Consider the following 17,231-nt stretch of genomic DNA (forward strand, 5'->3'; position numbering starts at 1 on the left):
AAGTAGTAAGCCACCGCTAAAATCGGTGGCTTATTATTTTGAGCCTGTGCGCATTCAGGAACCCTGATTTACTGACTCTTTTGCATTAACTTTAAATAGTTGTTGTAAATATGGCTTACTTGCATCGTTGATTTACCTGCACTAATACCATGGCAGCTAAAGCAGTTAGCTGGTTTAATTTGTGGCTCGGTGCCAGTGACATCGCTGAAAGTTTGGGTATAAGTTTCCATCGTGATATTGGCAACCGCCAATGAGCCGCGTAACGCCTCGTTGGCTCCCTTACCCACAATATCGCCACTAATGCCATTTGCAAAATCGTAATCTTGCGTGCTCAGCCAGATTGATCCGGAGTAAAAGTAGTTACTCCAAACGGGATTCTTTTGTTCCAGTTTTACATTCACTAAGCTATTTAGTTCAGTAATATTATTGAAGTTAGTTTCATCTTGAGCTTGTTGTGTCTGACTCCCCACCAGCTCAGGGTTATTACCCGCTATATATGGATTGCCGTTTGGCACGCCGTATTGATATAACCGAAACGTGTTGGTCGTAGTTTCAGAAGCTGGATACGTTAAATGTGCATTTTGCACTTCTGTGCCGCCCCGATAAAATAGCAGATCGTGACTATTACTCACTACTTTATCTTGCTGTAAGTAAGCCGTGCTTTTCTTAAACTTTCCCTCAGAGCTGTAGTAATCTGGTGCACTCAATTTATGCTCGAACGTCGCCCAAATAAACTCTGGGTGATTTTCAACCACACCGACAACATGCATGCCAACGAGCGCCACTTCTCCCGTACCGCTATATTTATTGTCTTTTTGGTAAACCGCTTTACGAATATAAAAATGCTCAGCTAAATCAAGCTTTGGATAGACTTGCTGCAGCGCTTTGACATCCATCCAAGCAACCTTTAACTCAACCGACCCCACAGCAAATTCAGCTTTGCTATCTGCTTTAGGGTGGGAGGTTGCTGACTTCATATAAGTATCGTTAACGTGGATCGAATAATGTACGGGCGTCCCACCAAACTTGCTGTAAATAACGCCATCTGATCCAGCTTGATTTATATCTTCAAGGATCAACACATTTGCGGGGCGAAGTCCGGTTGGATTTAATAAATCATTCCAAGGGGCAAAATAAGGTTTTAGCGCATTATCAACCTGCCAAAACCCAGAACCAAACATCAACAAGCCACCAGGAGCACGCTTGTCAGGCTGCGTTAAATAGAGAAACTTATTCCACGACCACTGATGAAAATCGCAGTTTGTCGAAAGATCTTTACCATCTTTAAATGCAAACGGACTATTTGCACCTTCAGGAGGATTTGGCACAGGGCTGCCAAACCAATCGTTATTCGGTTTACAAGAAGTATCATTCGAGTAAGCAAGCGCACTTGGCGCAGCCAATGTACTTGTAGCAAGCAATAATGATATTCCAAGTAGTTGAAGTTTAGTGCGTGTAATTGATGACGGTAGCATGATGCTTTCCTTAAGATGTAAAACTCCTGTTAAATCTAGTTCATCAAAACGGAAGTTATCAATTACACAGCATTACATTTAATCTGTATTTCACCCTTTTTAAATGCTTAAAACCGCATGTTTATCGCCTGCTGATCCGTTACTTACTGCGGTGAGCGAAGCTAAAGCTTTGCTCTGGCACCAGCTGACCGCTTAAATCGTTTGGCGTTGAGTAAAACGACACATTTAACATGTCTTTTTGGTTGTCTAATTCGATATGCGCAAAGCCCCAAGTAAAAGCTTTATTCCAGACTAGCTCGTACTCTGGGTAACGCTTTTCTTGATAGTTAGCAAGCGGTGTATGCGTGCCGCGCATTTTTGATGCGGCGCCGCTGATAATAAGTGGTAAATTAGGCTTTGTGTTTCCAGGGAGTACACGTGAGCAGTCGTCCGTTAACAGTTCCAAATCATGCTCATGGCCTGCGATATATGCATCTGCATACTCACATAGTTCGGGTAAGATTAAGCGGCGTAATACATGAGCTTCGTCATATTTGGTGCCACCAATAGACCAAAGTACATGGTGTCCATATACAATTTTCCATTTTGCGGTTGAGTTTTTAAGCCCATTTGCAAGCCAAGCCAATTGCCTGTGATCTTCCCCATTTACAGGTTGCTCGTGCTTCTCAATGTCTTCTACTTCAGCTTGTCCGCTTGCCAGTGCACTCGCCAGTCCCTGTTCACTACCGTCCGGTTTTAGTGGAATTTCGTAATAATGCTGGCCAGAGAGCAACATATTGGTATCAAGTACAAAAAACTCGACATTGTTGCCTGTCTCACCAAAGGTGTAGCTGTAATAACCTTTGCCATCCATGTGAAAATTAGCTTGCTTAGCCATCCACTCGGTCTGTAATTTCACGCCGCGACGAGACGTCTTCCAATCGTGGTTGCCTAATGCTGAGTACACGACCAACTCTGGGTTTTGAATAAGGAGCGGCTTTAGCGGCCCTAAAATCAAGTCATCCATACGCTTTTGGTCGTCCTTGCCATCGTTAGCCGCCGCTCCATCAGGATAGATATTATCACCAAGCTGAATAGCAAAGTCGCATGGCTTTTTCTCACACAAAGAGGCCATTGCCTGCCCAACCACCAACGCACCGGTTTCCTCCGTTGCGGTTTCGGTTCCCGGATAAACATAGATAGGCGCATGATTAAACTCTTCGAGCGGGCGATGCTCTTCTAACCAATCCGCCTTTTCAGCAGCAATAAACTCGGCCTTATTTTTAGGCGATTTAATGTGCTTTGTTTTTGGATAATCTGGGTGATAGCCACCATCTCCAAAGGCCAGAAAGTTAATATTTTCTGCGGCTTGCGCTGTGCTACTAAGCGCGAATAGTAATGCTATTGATGTTATTTTCATTGTTACCAACACAGTGTTACCACTGCATCCTCCTGCATATAAATAAGGTGGAAATAAGGTGGGTGTCCTTTTAATATCTTTTAATATCTTTTAATATCCTTTTAATACATCCTATACCTAAGACCCTAGATCGATACGGTGGCTGTCCTTTTAATAATCCTTTTGCTTTTACAAGGACACCCACCTCTACTTCTCTCTTAGAAAGACGTTACCGTTACTCCAAGCTCAAATGAACGCCCATAGGTTTCGTATTGGTAGTTGTAACGAGTGTCGCCTTGATAAATACTCATCGGCTCGTCGGTTAAATTGATCGCGTTGAAATACAGCTGAGTTTGCTCGGTATAAAAGTACTTCATGCTTAAATCGAGTTGCAGATGGTCGTCTTGGAAAACGCGCTGCTTGTTCTCTTCAAACAAAAAGCTTTTGCTCTTGTACGACGCACTCAACCTTGCGCTTATTTGGCTATTTTCATAACCAAACATTAGGTTGCCCACGGTGTCGGATTGGTTTGGTAGATTGTCATCAGCATCAATAAATGTACCATTAGCTGAGAGCATCAAACCATTTTTAAAGTTCTTCGTGTACGCAAGTTCTACCCCTGTTAGTTCAGCGGCGCCGCCATTAACACTTTGAATAACTTCTTTATAGCCTCGCCACTGACCGTTATCTTGCACCTCGGCTTTGGCAATAAAATTATCGATGTTTTTGTGAAAAACGCCCGCAGATAACACGCCAATCGCACCGGGGTAATATTCTACCGAGAAGTCATAGTTTGTTGACTTGTATGGGTCTAAGTCTGGGTTTCCGACTTCGGCTTTACGCTCAATTTCAATTTCGCCATCATCTTCTGTGGTCTCTGTTTCTATGATTTGAAATGCTGCTGCATCTTCAAAGCTTGGACGCGCAAGAGTTTGTGTATAGGCAAAACGGGTGATCAGCTTATCGCTGATTTCATAGCGTAATGTTAAATTTGGTAATAAATGGTCGTAGCTATCTTCAACTTGCCATTGGTTGATCTCGACGCGCTCAACGTCATTCACTTCATCATTAATGAGTTCAACACGATTACCACTCGTTGCATAATCTGTGTCTTCGTATCTAAAGCCTGCAATAACATTGAGTTTATCAATGTCGACCGTCAGCATGGCGTAGAGCGCGGTGACGGTTTCTTCACTGGTGTATGAGCGACCTTGTGTTTCAATGTCAGTTTCAAGCTGGTTTAGCTCAAGGGCACTGCGATTACTGTAGAAGTAGTCGCGGATCTGGCCGCGACTTAAACCCGGACCAAAGGCCCCAAGCTCATACTCAGGCTCATTGGCGGCAAAGTCTTTCGCCGTTAGATCATCAAAGCCGCCGTCATATAGCTTGGCGTCAACGCGGTTAAACTTTTCACGGTCGGCATATTTACCACCAAATTTAATTTGCGCATTGTGACCAAGTAAAGTGAAGTCTTTAGTTAAATCCAGTCTAAAGCTAGTATTTTCATCTTCACTTAGGTTGTTCTCCCAGACAATTTCATCGATTTCAAAATTGCTAAGTTGCTGAGAAGCTTCATCCGCTGCAAGCGTGGGTGTCTTACCATCCAGTACATACCCTAGCGCAAAGTCTTCTCCAGCAAATGAGGTATCCAAGCGATTTGGCTCGCTTTCATCTGATTTCGAGTAGCCAATGCTGTATTCAATAAACCAATCCTGCACTAAGTTTTCGCCGCCCAAAACTACAGATAAAATGCTTTGCTCTTCATATCTGTCTTTGGTATCTCTATCCATTTCTGCACCTGAGAAATAGGCCGCATTTTGGCTTAGCTCATCGGCAAATACATCGCCTTTGTCAAACTTGTACTCATTGCGTTGACGAAATTCATCGTCAGAAAACTTGCTGTAGAGCGTGCGTAAGTAGTATTTGTTAAACCCTTTGTGATGCACATCAAGATTCAGTGCCGCCCCTAAACGCTCTCGCGTAATACGATAGTGGCGCTGCTCCATTTCCTCCGCACCAAAAAAGCTCACTTCTTCTTCTGAGTTCACATCGTCCATTTCTAGTTCCATCCAGCCGCCATCGGTTTCCATATTATGAGAACCAAACTCACGCTCAAACCAAGATACCGCCGTTGCAACCCCAACTTCCAACTCTTTGCCTGCGGCATAAATATCGGTGAAGCTAAACGACGCTTTTGGACTGGTCTCGCTCACCTGTTCATTGTGTGACGCTTGTAACGTCACGCTGTAGCTCTGCCCTTCTCGGTCAAAAGCACTGAGGCTTTTTACTTCGATGCTACCACCCACCGCTGATGCGTCCATATCCGGTGTGACCGTTTTGCTCACCTCTAGGCTTTGCACTAACTCACTTGGGATGACATCCATCGCCACCGAGCGCACGCCGGCTTCAGGAGAAGGTACATTTGCACCATTGATGGTGACGTTGTTGAGATTTGGGTCGATCCCACGAATTGCCACAAAACGGCCTTCACCTTGATCTCGTTGAATAGAAAGTCCAGGCAGACGTTGCAGTGCTTCTGCTGCGTTTTGATCCGGCAACTGACCGATGGAATCCGCGCTGACGATCGACTTAAGTGACAGAGCATTTTTTTGTCGGTTTAATGCACCTGCTTGTCCAGCTCTTTGCCCTACAACAATAATATCGTCCATTTGGCCCGTTTGAGAACCAAGCTGTACTTGAACATCGGTGACTTGGTTATCAGTAATTGTGATGCTTTTAGTCACGGTTTCAGCGCCAAGATAACTTATCTCAAGCGTATAATTACCCGCTGGGACATTCGTTGCGGTAAAGCGACCATCTCGCTCAGAGATAAGGGTTCTGTCTAATTCTTTGATCACCACTTTAGCCCCTTGAAAGTGGCTCTTTTTCGATACGGAACTGACTTGCCCTGTTAGGGTGTTAGCATTTGCAGCTGAGCTTAACGTCAGTCCAACGCAGATCATCGCAACGGCAGAAAGTGTAAAGCTAGTCGGTAGATTTTTTTTCATTATTTGCTCGCACAGGTTGAGTAGAATTTTAGCGCCCCGCTAAAACGTCGCGGCTACCCTAGTGCGAAAACGTGACGCTTTTATTTCACTTGAGTGCGCTGCAGCCTATAACAGGGCGTTTATGCCAGCCGAACGCGTAAATTTGAGCCGATATGACCCCCCAGCCCTTAGAATTTTGGCAACGATATTTAACCTGAACTCTGAATAACAATCGGTTTGCTAGCTGCTGTTATGCAAAAATGTTGCGGTTTTTGTCATAAAAACATCGCCTTTACTGAGCTAAATTGACCCTATCAGCACCAAGCGCAAGTTTTTACTATATCGCTTTAAATTTTGACTAGACGACAAACATGAAACTTCAGCCTTTTTTACTGCATCAATCGCGGTGGTTGCTACTGGTGGTACTTACACTGGTTGCCATTACCATCACAGCCTATACCTCTGTATTGCGACCACTGTCGGACGTCAATTGGCTCGATAGCGTTGGTGAAGGTGGCCTCACGCTGATGACACTGATTTGGATAGCGGTGACCTTGCTCACTCGACCAAAAGGACTCGTCACTAACCTACTGTTTGCAGGGTTGAGTGCCATGTATGTTTCTATGCTGTGGGATTTTTTAGATGAGATGGTGGTGTTCACGCCCCATTATTTAACCAGTTTTGAAGCGATCCCTGCTTGCTTTGGCATGGTGCTGATGAGTATTTCAGCCTATTACTGGTATAAAGAACAAAGCATATTCAATCAAACCTTGATGAAAAAAGAGCGTTTTTATCGTGACCACAGCATGACCGACTTTGTCACCGGCCTCTACAGCGTAGAGTATATGCAAAATCAAGTTCGCCACGAACAATCTCGCCTTGCCAATGGCAATAGCCCATTTTGCTTAACACTATTCGATATATGTGATTTTGCCGCTTACGCTCGCCAGCATGGTATGCAAAAAAGTAATCAGTTACTACGCGATATTGCCAATATGCTCTCTTTAAGCATGCGAGAGAGTGATCTGCTATGTCGCTTTGCAGCGGATAAATTTGTGGTCGTTCACCCACACAGCAACCATGTCCAGGCCCAAGCTTTTGCCAATCGTGCGGCCGAATTTATCGCTCGCCATGCCAACTATGATGATGGTGAAAACCAGCCGCAATATAGTGCAGTGAGATGGAGCTGTATCGAAGTTAATGACAAACACTGTGAATTTGAATCTCTGATAGCAGCGCTTGTGAACGAGCTGAATCAGGCCAAGGTAGCTGCGGCTTAATGTCCTACTTTGAGTGCCAAACAAAACAACTTGCGAGTCGCTATTTTGCACTCCCTTTAGTGGAGTTGGCTTCCCAGCGCGGTGTACATGCAGACGTCATTTTGAAAGGCAGTAAGTTGTTTTATACCGATCTGCACGCTAACCCAACCTTCATTAGTTATGAGCAGTTTGAAACAATAGTAAGCAACCTTGTCAGTCAGGTGAGCTGTCAGGAAGTCAGTTTTATTTACGGCCAATACCTACTTAATACGCTAATCAGTCACCATGCCGAGCTGTTATTTAATTGCCACAACATACAACAATTGCTCAAAGTTCTACTGCTTAAAGGTTTGGATATACTGCCTTTTTACCACATTAGAAAACTCCAGACAGAAACAAGCTGCCATTTACTGTTTTCACCCGCCATTGCAGAAGGTAAGCCTGCGGTCACGCGATTTTTATGTGAAACAATGGCAAGCCTTTGTTGTGGCTACCTTAAGTGGCGCAGCCCAGAAACCACATTAACATTGCAGTTTCCGTATACAAAGCCAAAACAAGTCGCGCAATACCTGAGCCATATACACCTAGCTTACAGCTTTGATCACAGTGATTTTGCCGTTGTAATGAGTAACCAAGCTTTAGCTCAGCAACAAATTGGCACTTTTCCTTATTTAGTGGCTCGGCAGTTAAAAGCCTTGCCCTCACCACAGCGTGGATTTCTCGCCCAGCTGCACCGCTTACAGTTAAAATATCCTAAATATCATAGTGAGCAAATCGCCGAAATGATGGGCATGAGCGCTGCAACTTTTAAACGCAAACTCAAGCTGCATCAGACTACTTTTATTAACGAAAAAGACAGACTGCATCGTCAACAAGCCATGTTTTATGTGACTGAGCAAGGCTATTCCAATGAACAAATTGCAACCGCTTTACAGTTTAGCGACATCACTAATTTTCGCCGTGCATTTAAGCGATGGACGGGATTAACGCCTTCCTATTTTCGTAAGATTTAACTTTATCCCCCATTTTTTCTTCTACACTGAAATGGATCTTGCGGTTACTAGGTCTTTTATAACGTGACTGCGTTTCGATCCTTGGCCGAAGCTAAGCACGTTAATAGATAACAAAGAGGATTAAAAACATGAAAGCATTAACGGGCGCTGCAATGGCGATGATGGTAGCGGGTTTGGTCGGTTGTAATAGCACAGAGAACAATTCTACAAGCGCACAAGCTGCGACAGCTGAAACAGATTTAGTGCATTGTTATGATGTCAATGTTTGTGGTGGACATAACGATTGTAAAACAGCGAGTAATGCCTGCTCAGGACAAGCTTCTTGCAAAGGCACTGGCTTTGTTGCCATGCCGAGCAAAGCGTGTAGTGATGTCGGTGGCAATCAAAAAGACACTTGGGTTGGCAGTGTCGCAAAGGCCGACCTTGTGCACTGCCACGATGTCAACGTTTGCGGAGGCCATAACGATTGTAAAACCGCAAGTAATGCTTGTGCGGGACACGCTTCTTGCAAAGGGACTGGATTTGTCAGCATGCCAGCAAAGGCCTGTGCTGACATTGGTGGCAAAGCAGAAAGCTAATAAGCTTTAACCTCGGCGCGTGTTTATCTATCAAGCTTATTATTGCAATAGATAAACACGCACAATGCATTAAAAGAGCGCAATTATGTCAGTACCCTTTCTGGGCTTTGGTCTTGGCCTACGCACGTGTTATTTTGACGCTATTATCGACACTCAGCCACAAGTAGATTGGTTTGAGATTATCTCTGAGAATTACTTTGTCGACGGCGGCAAGCCTTGGTATTACCTCTCGCAGATTAAAGAGCACTACCCCATTGTGATGCACGGAGTATCGATGTCGATAGGCAGTACTTCGCCCCTAGATATGAATTACCTTGCGCAACTTAAACGCACCATCGCACGGGTTGAACCCGAATGGGTGTCAGATCACCTCTGCTTTAGCAGCTTAGGCGAATTTAATAGCCATGATTTATTGCCACTTCCCTACACTGAAGAAGCGCTGATACATCTCACCGCAAGAATCAATCAAGTACAAGATTACCTTGAGCGTCCAATGATTTTTGAAAATGTCTCAAGTTATTTAAACTACAAACAATCTGAGCTGACAGAGTGGGCGTTTTTGAGCGAATTACACCAGCGTACCGGATGCCAGTTATTACTCGACATCAATAATGTATATGTAAGCTCGCGCAATCATCAATTCGACCCAATGACTTACCTAAACGCCATACCAACACAAGCAATCGCGCAAATCCACTTGGCCGGCCATAGCGATTTTGGGACCCATATTGTTGATACGCACGACCAACCAATTTGCGAAGAGGTATGGAGTTTATATCGACAATATACTCAGAACAGATCTCCCATTAACACCATGATTGAGCGTGATGATAACTTTCCTGAGCTCGCGGGATTGTTACAAGAGCTGAACTTGGCCAAAGGAATAGCCCCTAGCAGTTGGAGAACATATGGCTGATCTCGCCGCGCTGCAACACGCCTTTATTGCAATGCTAAAAGGCGATGACAGCCAATTAATGGCTGAAATTGAATATCAAAGTGGCCTGAATGTCGCGCAACGTGCGCAAATATACACTAACGCTTACCACATCAGATTAAAAAAAGTGTTAGAACAAGATCACGAAATGCTTGGCTTTTATTTGGGTGATGCCCTGTTTGATGAGATGTTCTCGGGCTATCTACAGCACTTTCCTTCACGTTCGACCTCATTGCGCCAGTTTGGCGACGCGCTTCCTGAATATTTAAGTCAATTTGAGCCATTTAAGCTCTACCCTATTCTCACTGAAATCGCACAATTTGAACGTACATTACTCAGTGCATTTGACGCAGAAGATGCGCCTCAATTGGGACTTGTGCACCTACAAAAAATTGCAGCAGCACAATTTCCAAACTTGCAGTTTACTTTTCACCCCAGCGTTCACTTATTGGGATTTACACATAATGCGGTCGACAGCTGGCAAGCGTTAAAGAACAGTACACCTGTCCCTGAAGTATCCACAAAACCAAACTACTGGATACTCGCCAGAGAGCGCGATATGCGCACTGGGTATCACTCGTTAACGGAAGCAGAATTTGCTTGTCTACAAAGCATGAAGAATGCACTGCCGTTTAGTTTTGTTTGTGAATACGCGGCCGAGCAAAGTGATGATTTAGCACAAGGCACAGCAATGGTGATGCAGTTACTGCAAAAAGGGCTTAACTTGGGATGGTTTAGTGGCTTTAAAGTTGCGATATTCAACAAATCGGCATAGAAAATGAGGATCAAAGAGAAGCTAAAGCTGTATCAACCAGGTTTAATAATAAGCATGGTTTTCACCTTGGTTGGTTTTGTCCTTGTTAACAATTCAAAAGTCAAAAACCGAACCTAAATGTAAAGATAAATTAACAAAAATCACATACCCTATACTCATTTGGAATTTTTACAGCCTATTTATTCCCCTTTCCTTGTAGTGTTACCTCTCCCTAAAATAAAAATTAACCACATGTATTTATTGGTAAAATATAAAAAGCAGGAGAAAACCTCTCGCTTATCTGGTCAGCTAATCTATGCATTAAAATACGCATTGTAAATTTTTTTTGTATTTTTTGTTTATTTTTTAAGCTTTACTTCTATCCTAGTGTAACCAGTCGAAATTATGTGCAATTTTAATTTAGTTGGCGTTGTTCACTATCACAAAACAAACGCAACCAAGCGTTGAAATTTAGTGAATAACGCGTCTACAGCAGCTAGATAAGTTCATAACCTTGAGATTGGTAAACACAATTAAACAAAACAACATGCAAGGAACAACAAAATGCGTAAATTAAGTGCTATTAGTTTTGCAGTATTAGCGGGTTTGACTTCAGTCAACGCACAAGCCGCTAAAATACTTAGCGTAGAATCAAACAAAGCAATTAAAGATCAATACATCGTTGTATTTAGCACCCCTTCAGTCCTTAACGTTCAAAACAGCAAAGCAATTGCGGCCTTCGCTAATAAGCAGGCAAAAGCGTTAGAAAACAAACATAACGTAAGCATTACAAAAGAATTTGGTGGTGTACTAAATGGTGTGGTCATTAATGCATCTGCAAAACAACTAAAAGGGCTTCTTAATAACCCTAATATTGACTATATCGAACAAGACCAAATGGTTACAGTGACCCCCGCTATCACAGCAAGCGGCGACCAAGCTAACCCTACTTGGGGTCTAGATCGTGTCGATCAACGTAATCTACCGCTAAACTCAAACTACCATTATGATTTTGATGGTACTGGCGTAACGGCCTATGTTATCGATACCGGTGTTCGCATTAGTCACAATGAATTTGGTAACCGTGCATCACATGGTTATGACTTTGTTGATAATGACAATGATGCAACAGACTGTAATGGCCATGGTACCCATGTTGCGGGCACAATTGGTGGCGGTGAATATGGGGTAGCAAAAAACGTCAACATTGTTGGGGTAAGAGTATTGGGTTGTAACGGCTCGGGTTCATATTCAGGCGTTATCTCTGGTATCGATTGGGTTAAAAACAATGCATCAGGCCCATCCGTTGCTAACATGAGTTTGGGTGGTGGCGTTTCTCAAGCGGTTGATGACGCAGTAAATAACGCAGTTGCCTCAGGCGTTAGCTTTGTTGTTGCGGCGGGTAATGACAATAGCAATGCTTGTAATTACTCACCTGCACGTGCAGCCGATGCAATCACTGTGGGTTCAACCACAAGCAGCGATGCCCGCTCTAGCTTCTCAAACTATGGGAGCTGTCTAGATATTTATGCACCGGGGTCAAGCATCACCTCAGCTTGGTATAACTCAGATACATCAACCAACACCATCAGTGGTACTTCGATGGCCGCGCCACACGTTGCGGGTGCTGTTGCGCTATATTTGGATGAAAACCCAAGTCTAAGCCCATCACAAATTGATAGCTTGCTGAGCCAACGCTCATCAAAAGGTAAAGTCTCTAACCCACAAAGCGGTTCACCTAACGAGCTACTTTATACGCTAGCTGATGGCACTGATCCGGATCCGGACCCAGATCCAATCACAGAGCTAGTTAACGGCCAAGGCGTCAGTGCATCTGGTGCATCTGGTCAGCAAACTTTCTATAAGTTGGTTGTTCCAGCAGGCGCTAGCGCGCTGAACTTCTCACTTGCTGGTGGCACTGGTGATGCCGACCTGTATGTACAGCAAGGCACACAGCCAACGCTGAATAGTTACGCTTGTCGCCCTTACAAAAACGGTAACAATGAATCATGCGATTTCACTAATCCGACTGCTGGTGATTGGTATGTGATGCTAAATGGGTACTCTGCGTATGCAAATGCAACGCTCACTGGCACTTACTCATCAGATCCTGGTGGCTGTGGTAGCAACTGCTTAGAAAATGGCATTCCAGTAAGTGGTCTTGCCGGTTCATCTGGCCAAGAGTTACTATACACCATTGATGTTCCAGCAAATGTAACCTTGACAGTTGCGAGCTCTGGCGGCTCTGGCGATGCAGACTTGTATGTTCGTAAAGGTGCAGCACCTACGACATCAACCTATGACTGTCGTCCGTTCTTAAATGGTAATAACGAGTCTTGTAGTTTAAGTTCAGGTCAAGGTGCAACCTATTACATCAAATTGCGTGGCTACTCTAGCTTCTCTGGCGTAACGCTTGTTGCAAGCTACTAATTGGCTTTATTACAAATAAATCTCATTTCGTTTGGGGTTTATTGAAAAAACAAGTACAGTGGTGGTTCGTTTGAGCCGCCACTTTTGTTTTTAATGAGTATTGTACTAGACCTCTACAGCCAATTATTACATCAAGGATTTTATGACCATGTATCTGACGGTGAATTACACAACGAAGTACCACTCATCTCCAGTAGCATCTCGCAAGTAAAGCTCGATGGCATAATTTACCATCGCACTGCGCAAACTGCGGCGATGATGCCTGAAAACTATGGTAGTTTAATCCTTATCACTGAAGGAAGTGGTTGGTGGTTGACTGAACAGTCTTTACAGCGTGCTGATCTAACGCAGCTAATCTATCTTGAAGCAAATCAAAAACATGTGTTTCACCTTCCGACACAATACCTCGCTGTTAGCTTCAACTTTCCAATCAATTGGCTAGCCTCTCGAACCGGCAAACGACTTCAGCATGGTCAAGCGCTGACCATTCCCTTTGGCCTAGCAACATTATTCAAAAGCGCCTTAACCGCCACAACGTTAAATTTAACAGCGGCAAAATGGCTTGAAGATGAAATTGTACTGCACCTAAGTGCTTGCCAGCCGACCCAATTACCAACGTCGCCGCTAGCGGAGTTAAAACAGCTCATCTCTACACATGCAAATGATGAAGCATTTTGTATCGACATGCTATGTGACCATTCAGGCTGGTCAAAACGTTATATTCACAAACTCTTTGCCGCATCTGATCTGAGTGCCAGTGAATATCTTATCCGCACTAGGCTCACTCATGCTTATTTTGAGTTACTTAATAGCTCTGCATCCTTAAATCAAATTGCTATTGATAGCGGATTTAAAAATCAGGCGCACTTCAGCCGTCGTTTTAAACATTTATTTTCTCTTTCTCCCAAACAAATTTCACAACGAGTGCACTCTTAGACAAAACTGAACCGTGCAAAATATATATAATAAGAATCACTCTCATTATCCATAGTAGTAGAACAATGAAAATTAACACGCTCTATGCTGCAGTGTGCCTCTCACTGCTTTCTCAAACCACAAGTGCCAATGAAAACCAAAAAGATGAGTTAGAAAGAATAGAAGTTCAGGGCAGCCAATATAAAAGTACCGGAACAAAGTCGTCTTTAGCACCAATCAACGCGCCCTTTTCTATTTCTCATATAGATCAAGATACCCTGCAGCTACGCCAAGCTGACTCGGTCAATGCTGCGTTACGCTATGTTTCTGGTATCACACCAGAAAGCCGCAGCACGGTCACCATTTTTGACCAATACACTATTCGCGGTTTTGAATCTTATCGAAACTATTACGATGGCCTAGAACTGCAATCCAATAACCTTTGGAATTTATATCCTCAAGTTGATGCCTTTGCCACCGACACCATTGAGGTGCTAAAAGGACCTGCGTCTGTACTTTACGGCTCTGCACCGCCAGGTGGTATGGTGAACCAAATCGCAAAGCTTGCCAATGGCACTGAGCAAACACAGGTTCGCCTGAGAGTCGGTAGCAGAGCGCTCAAAGAAATCGGCGTTGATCATGGCGGTGTGATCACCAATGAACTGAGCTATCGTGCCATTGCGCTATCAAGAACAAGTGATGGCCAGCAAAAAACAACTGAAGAAGAACGCACTGTATTTGCACCATCACTGCGCTGGCAACCGAGCCATGATACGGCTTTAACTGCACAGCTTTATTACCAAGACGATCCCAAAGCTATACCGTCCACTCCCTTACATAGCGTTGGTACGCTCACGCGTGCAAGTTACGGTTATCTAGATGCCGATGCATTTGCAGGCGATATCAATTGGTCTAATTTTGATAGAACAACGCTAATGGCAGGGCTAAAGTTGGAACACAATTTGTCCGACAATTGGGCTTTATTTGCCAACTGGCGTTACACCGATGCAGAAGGCCTACAGCAAAATACCTACAACCAAAACTTAATTGCAGATAGCGATACCATACTTGCCCGTGCAGCATATAAAACCGATGAAACGCAACATGGCTATGTTTTAGACAACCAATTGTCTACTCACTTTACGGTTGGCAACTCATCACATCACTTACTCTTGGGTTTTGAATACAAAACCTTAAGCTCAACCGTAGGGTATTGGGATACACTCGGGACAGGCACACCAAACATTAATCTAGCAGCGCCCAATTATGCAGCCTTTGATGTAGGCGCTTTGCCACTTAACTTCTATACCGAAGCGCACGATATTGAACAGAGTAACCGTGCGTTTTACGTCCAAGACGAAGTGACAATATCAGCGCTAACCCTCTTGGCAGGTCTTAGATACGACAGTTTCACCAGTGATGTTACTGCTGATAAAAACTACGCTGGCACCGAGTGGCAAACGGAATCAAATATTGATGACACCCAACTCACCGGGAGGATTGCCGCACTTTATCAGCTGGACTCTGGTTGGCGACCTTACGTAAGCTATAGTCAGTCATTTGAACCCGTTGCAGGAGAAGATAGCGTAACTCAACAAGCCTTCAAACCAACTGAAGCAGAACAATGGGAACTTGGCGTTAAATATCAATCTCGCGATACACAGCTAACATTTGCACTATTCGATCTCACCAAGCAGAACGAAATCATTAACAGCAAAGACTTTGTCACGAAAACTCAAGCCGGTGAAATCCAGTCCAAAGGTATTGAGCTTGAGGCTTCTCACACCTTTAACGAACAAGTTGATGTGCAGTTCAATGCCACGCATCTAGACCAGAAAGTCACTAAAAATGAATTAGATCAAGATTTGGTGGGGAAACGCTTAGTGTGGGTTGCAGATAACACCGCATCGCTTTGGTTAAACTATTACCCAAGCCTGTTGAGTGCACTTAAAGTCAGTGTTGGTGCTCGGTATGTTGGCGAGAGTTATGTTGGCAAATACAACTCAGATACCGTGCCATCCTATACCTTATTCGACATCGCCTTTGATTATGAACTCAGCGAGCAAGCCAGGATCACCTTTAGCATTAGTAACCTCAGTGACAAGCGATACGTTGGCGCATGCTATGACGAAAGTAACTGCTGGATGGGGGCAGAGCGCAAAGCCGATGTTGGTCTTCACTACCGCTTTTAGTCACTCATCTAGGAGAATTTACGGAAGGACATAGACTGAAAGATTTAAACGGACACCCACCTTAACGCGCCTGCAAGCATTAAGGTGGGTGTCCTTGTTAATTCAGCCTGTTTATTCATCCCTTTATTCATTCTCATTTAGCTTTAACTCAAAGGAAAACAATGCGTAAAACACTATTTAAATGGCACAGTGCAATGGCATTAATCGCGATACTGCCGCTCGCCGTTATGTCAATCACGGGTAGCATGTTGGTGTTTAAATTCGAGATAGACAGCCTATTACTTCCAAAGCAAGCAACATTGACTTATCAGGACCAAGGCGTCCAACGTCAGCCCATGAAGGTGCTCGTTAATTATGTCGCAGACACCCATCCAAATTATGAAATTGGTAGCTGGGAAATATTTGATGATGGCTACGAAGCTGATAGAGTCTATTTATTAAAGCATGGCACAGACACGTGGTTTAAAACGTATCTAGATCCGTACGCAGGCAAAATGCTAAGCGAGCCTGTGGGTATTCACAGCGACTTTACTGATTTTATTCTTCACCTACATTACACCTTACTACTCGATGATGTGAGTAAAACCTTTCCACACATGGGTGTCGTTATCGGTTTAGCTGTGGCTATAATTTTTACCTTGCTCGGTGTTTCCGGTTTAGTGATATATCGGCGCTTTTGGCGGCGATTCTTTAGCTTTAGGCGACAAGCTCCTCGGCTCATCATGATGAGCGACCTGCATAAGGTAATTGGCATTTGGAGTTCGCCAGTATTGCTCGCGCTAGGTATTACTGGCGTTTACTTTAATGCAGTGGAGTATTATCACGAGGCTTTTGAACACCAAGAAGATGAGCACCATATTGTCAGCCACGCAATGTTCAATCACTCATTAGATTTTGATGCCATGATGACCCAAAGCCATCGTGCGGTTAACGGACTTAAACCAACCTACTGGCTATTTCCATTTGAGCCAGAGCAAACCAACATTACCATTTTTGGCAGCGTCGCCGATGCCAACCCGTTCATTAGTAACTATGCAGCAACGGTTAGCTTTGACGCGCAATCTGGTAAACAAACCTTTGCCTACGATATTCGAACGGCGTCTACTTTAGACAGGGTAATCGACAGTTTTAGAAAACTTCACTTTGGCCACTTTGCAGGGCTTACCAGTAAAATAATTTGGTGCATTATGGGACTCGCCCCCGTATTGCTTGGTTTTACTGGGTTATATTTATGGTGGCAAAGAAAGCGTAAAAAACAAAATAGTAAGAAAAACCGTCAACTCGCCTTAGGCTGACGGTTCAAGTTTCAATCCAGA

General features: G+C 43.9%; 12 protein-coding genes. 9 read left to right on the plus strand and 3 right to left on the minus strand.

Annotation, left to right across the window (positions count from 1 at the left end):
- Window positions 1–68 precede the first annotated feature (68 nt).
- From L1271_RS15125 to L1271_RS15135, 3 genes are all read right to left on the minus strand, one after another.
- Window positions 69–1,475, minus strand: coding sequence for a hypothetical protein (locus L1271_RS15125; RefSeq protein WP_235368190.1), 1,407 nt, complete (start codon window positions 1,473–1,475; stop codon window positions 69–71).
- Window positions 1,476–1,614: 139 nt separating this feature from the next.
- Window positions 1,615–2,874 (minus strand): metallophosphoesterase, encoded by a 1,260-nt coding sequence (locus tag L1271_RS15130; protein ID WP_102058452.1) that lies wholly within the window; start codon window positions 2,872–2,874, stop codon window positions 1,615–1,617.
- 197 nt (window positions 2,875–3,071) lie between these two features.
- A complete protein-coding gene (locus L1271_RS15135) occupies window positions 3,072–5,861 on the minus strand; it encodes a TonB-dependent receptor (RefSeq protein ID WP_235368191.1) in 2,790 nt (929 codons plus the stop codon).
- A 350-nt stretch (window positions 5,862–6,211) separates the two neighbouring features.
- Here L1271_RS15135 and L1271_RS15140 point away from each other — a divergent pair, with 350 nt between their 5' ends.
- From L1271_RS15140 to L1271_RS15180, 9 genes are all read left to right on the plus strand, one after another.
- Window positions 6,212–7,120 carry a GGDEF domain-containing protein gene (locus tag L1271_RS15140; RefSeq protein ID WP_235368192.1) on the plus strand — a complete coding sequence of 303 codons (909 nt, stop codon included), beginning with the start codon at window positions 6,212–6,214 and terminating at the stop codon, window positions 7,118–7,120.
- Window positions 7,120–8,112: a helix-turn-helix domain-containing protein gene (locus L1271_RS15145; RefSeq protein ID WP_235368193.1), complete on the plus strand. Its 993-nt coding sequence runs from the start codon at window positions 7,120–7,122 to the stop codon at window positions 8,110–8,112. Before L1271_RS15140 ends, L1271_RS15145 begins: the two co-directional genes overlap by 1 nt.
- Before the next feature lie 128 nt (window positions 8,113–8,240).
- Complete coding sequence (gene bufA2, locus L1271_RS15150) at window positions 8,241–8,690, plus strand: BufA2 family periplasmic bufferin-type metallophore (RefSeq protein ID WP_010603656.1); 450 nt, start codon at window positions 8,241–8,243, stop codon at window positions 8,688–8,690.
- An 85-nt stretch (window positions 8,691–8,775) separates the two neighbouring features.
- Window positions 8,776–9,606 carry an MNIO family bufferin maturase gene (bufB, locus tag L1271_RS15155; RefSeq protein ID WP_102058449.1) on the plus strand — a complete coding sequence of 277 codons (831 nt, stop codon included), beginning with the start codon at window positions 8,776–8,778 and terminating at the stop codon, window positions 9,604–9,606.
- Window positions 9,599–10,399, plus strand: a complete 801-nt coding sequence (locus L1271_RS15160; protein ID WP_102058448.1) for an HvfC/BufC N-terminal domain-containing protein — start codon at window positions 9,599–9,601, stop codon at window positions 10,397–10,399. The genes bufB and L1271_RS15160 overlap by 8 nt, the downstream gene beginning before the upstream one ends.
- A gap of 543 nt (window positions 10,400–10,942) precedes the next feature.
- Window positions 10,943–12,808, plus strand: a complete 1,866-nt coding sequence (locus L1271_RS15165; RefSeq protein ID WP_235368194.1) for a S8 family serine peptidase — start codon at window positions 10,943–10,945, stop codon at window positions 12,806–12,808.
- Window positions 12,809–12,901: 93 nt separating this feature from the next.
- A complete protein-coding gene (locus L1271_RS15170; protein WP_235368195.1) occupies window positions 12,902–13,744 on the plus strand; it encodes a helix-turn-helix transcriptional regulator in 843 nt (280 codons plus the stop codon).
- Window positions 13,745–13,809: 65 nt separating this feature from the next.
- Complete coding sequence (locus tag L1271_RS15175; protein ID WP_235368196.1) at window positions 13,810–15,915, plus strand: TonB-dependent siderophore receptor; 2,106 nt, start codon at window positions 13,810–13,812, stop codon at window positions 15,913–15,915.
- Window positions 15,916–16,076: 161 nt separating this feature from the next.
- On the plus strand, window positions 16,077–17,210 hold the full coding sequence (locus L1271_RS15180) for a PepSY-associated TM helix domain-containing protein (protein ID WP_235368197.1): 1,134 nt from the start codon (window positions 16,077–16,079) through the stop codon (window positions 17,208–17,210).
- The last annotated feature ends 21 nt before the right edge of the window (window positions 17,211–17,231 follow it).

Origin of the sequence: Pseudoalteromonas sp. OF5H-5, assembly GCF_021530695.1 — a bacterium.
GTDB lineage: Bacteria > Pseudomonadota > Gammaproteobacteria > Enterobacterales > Alteromonadaceae > Pseudoalteromonas.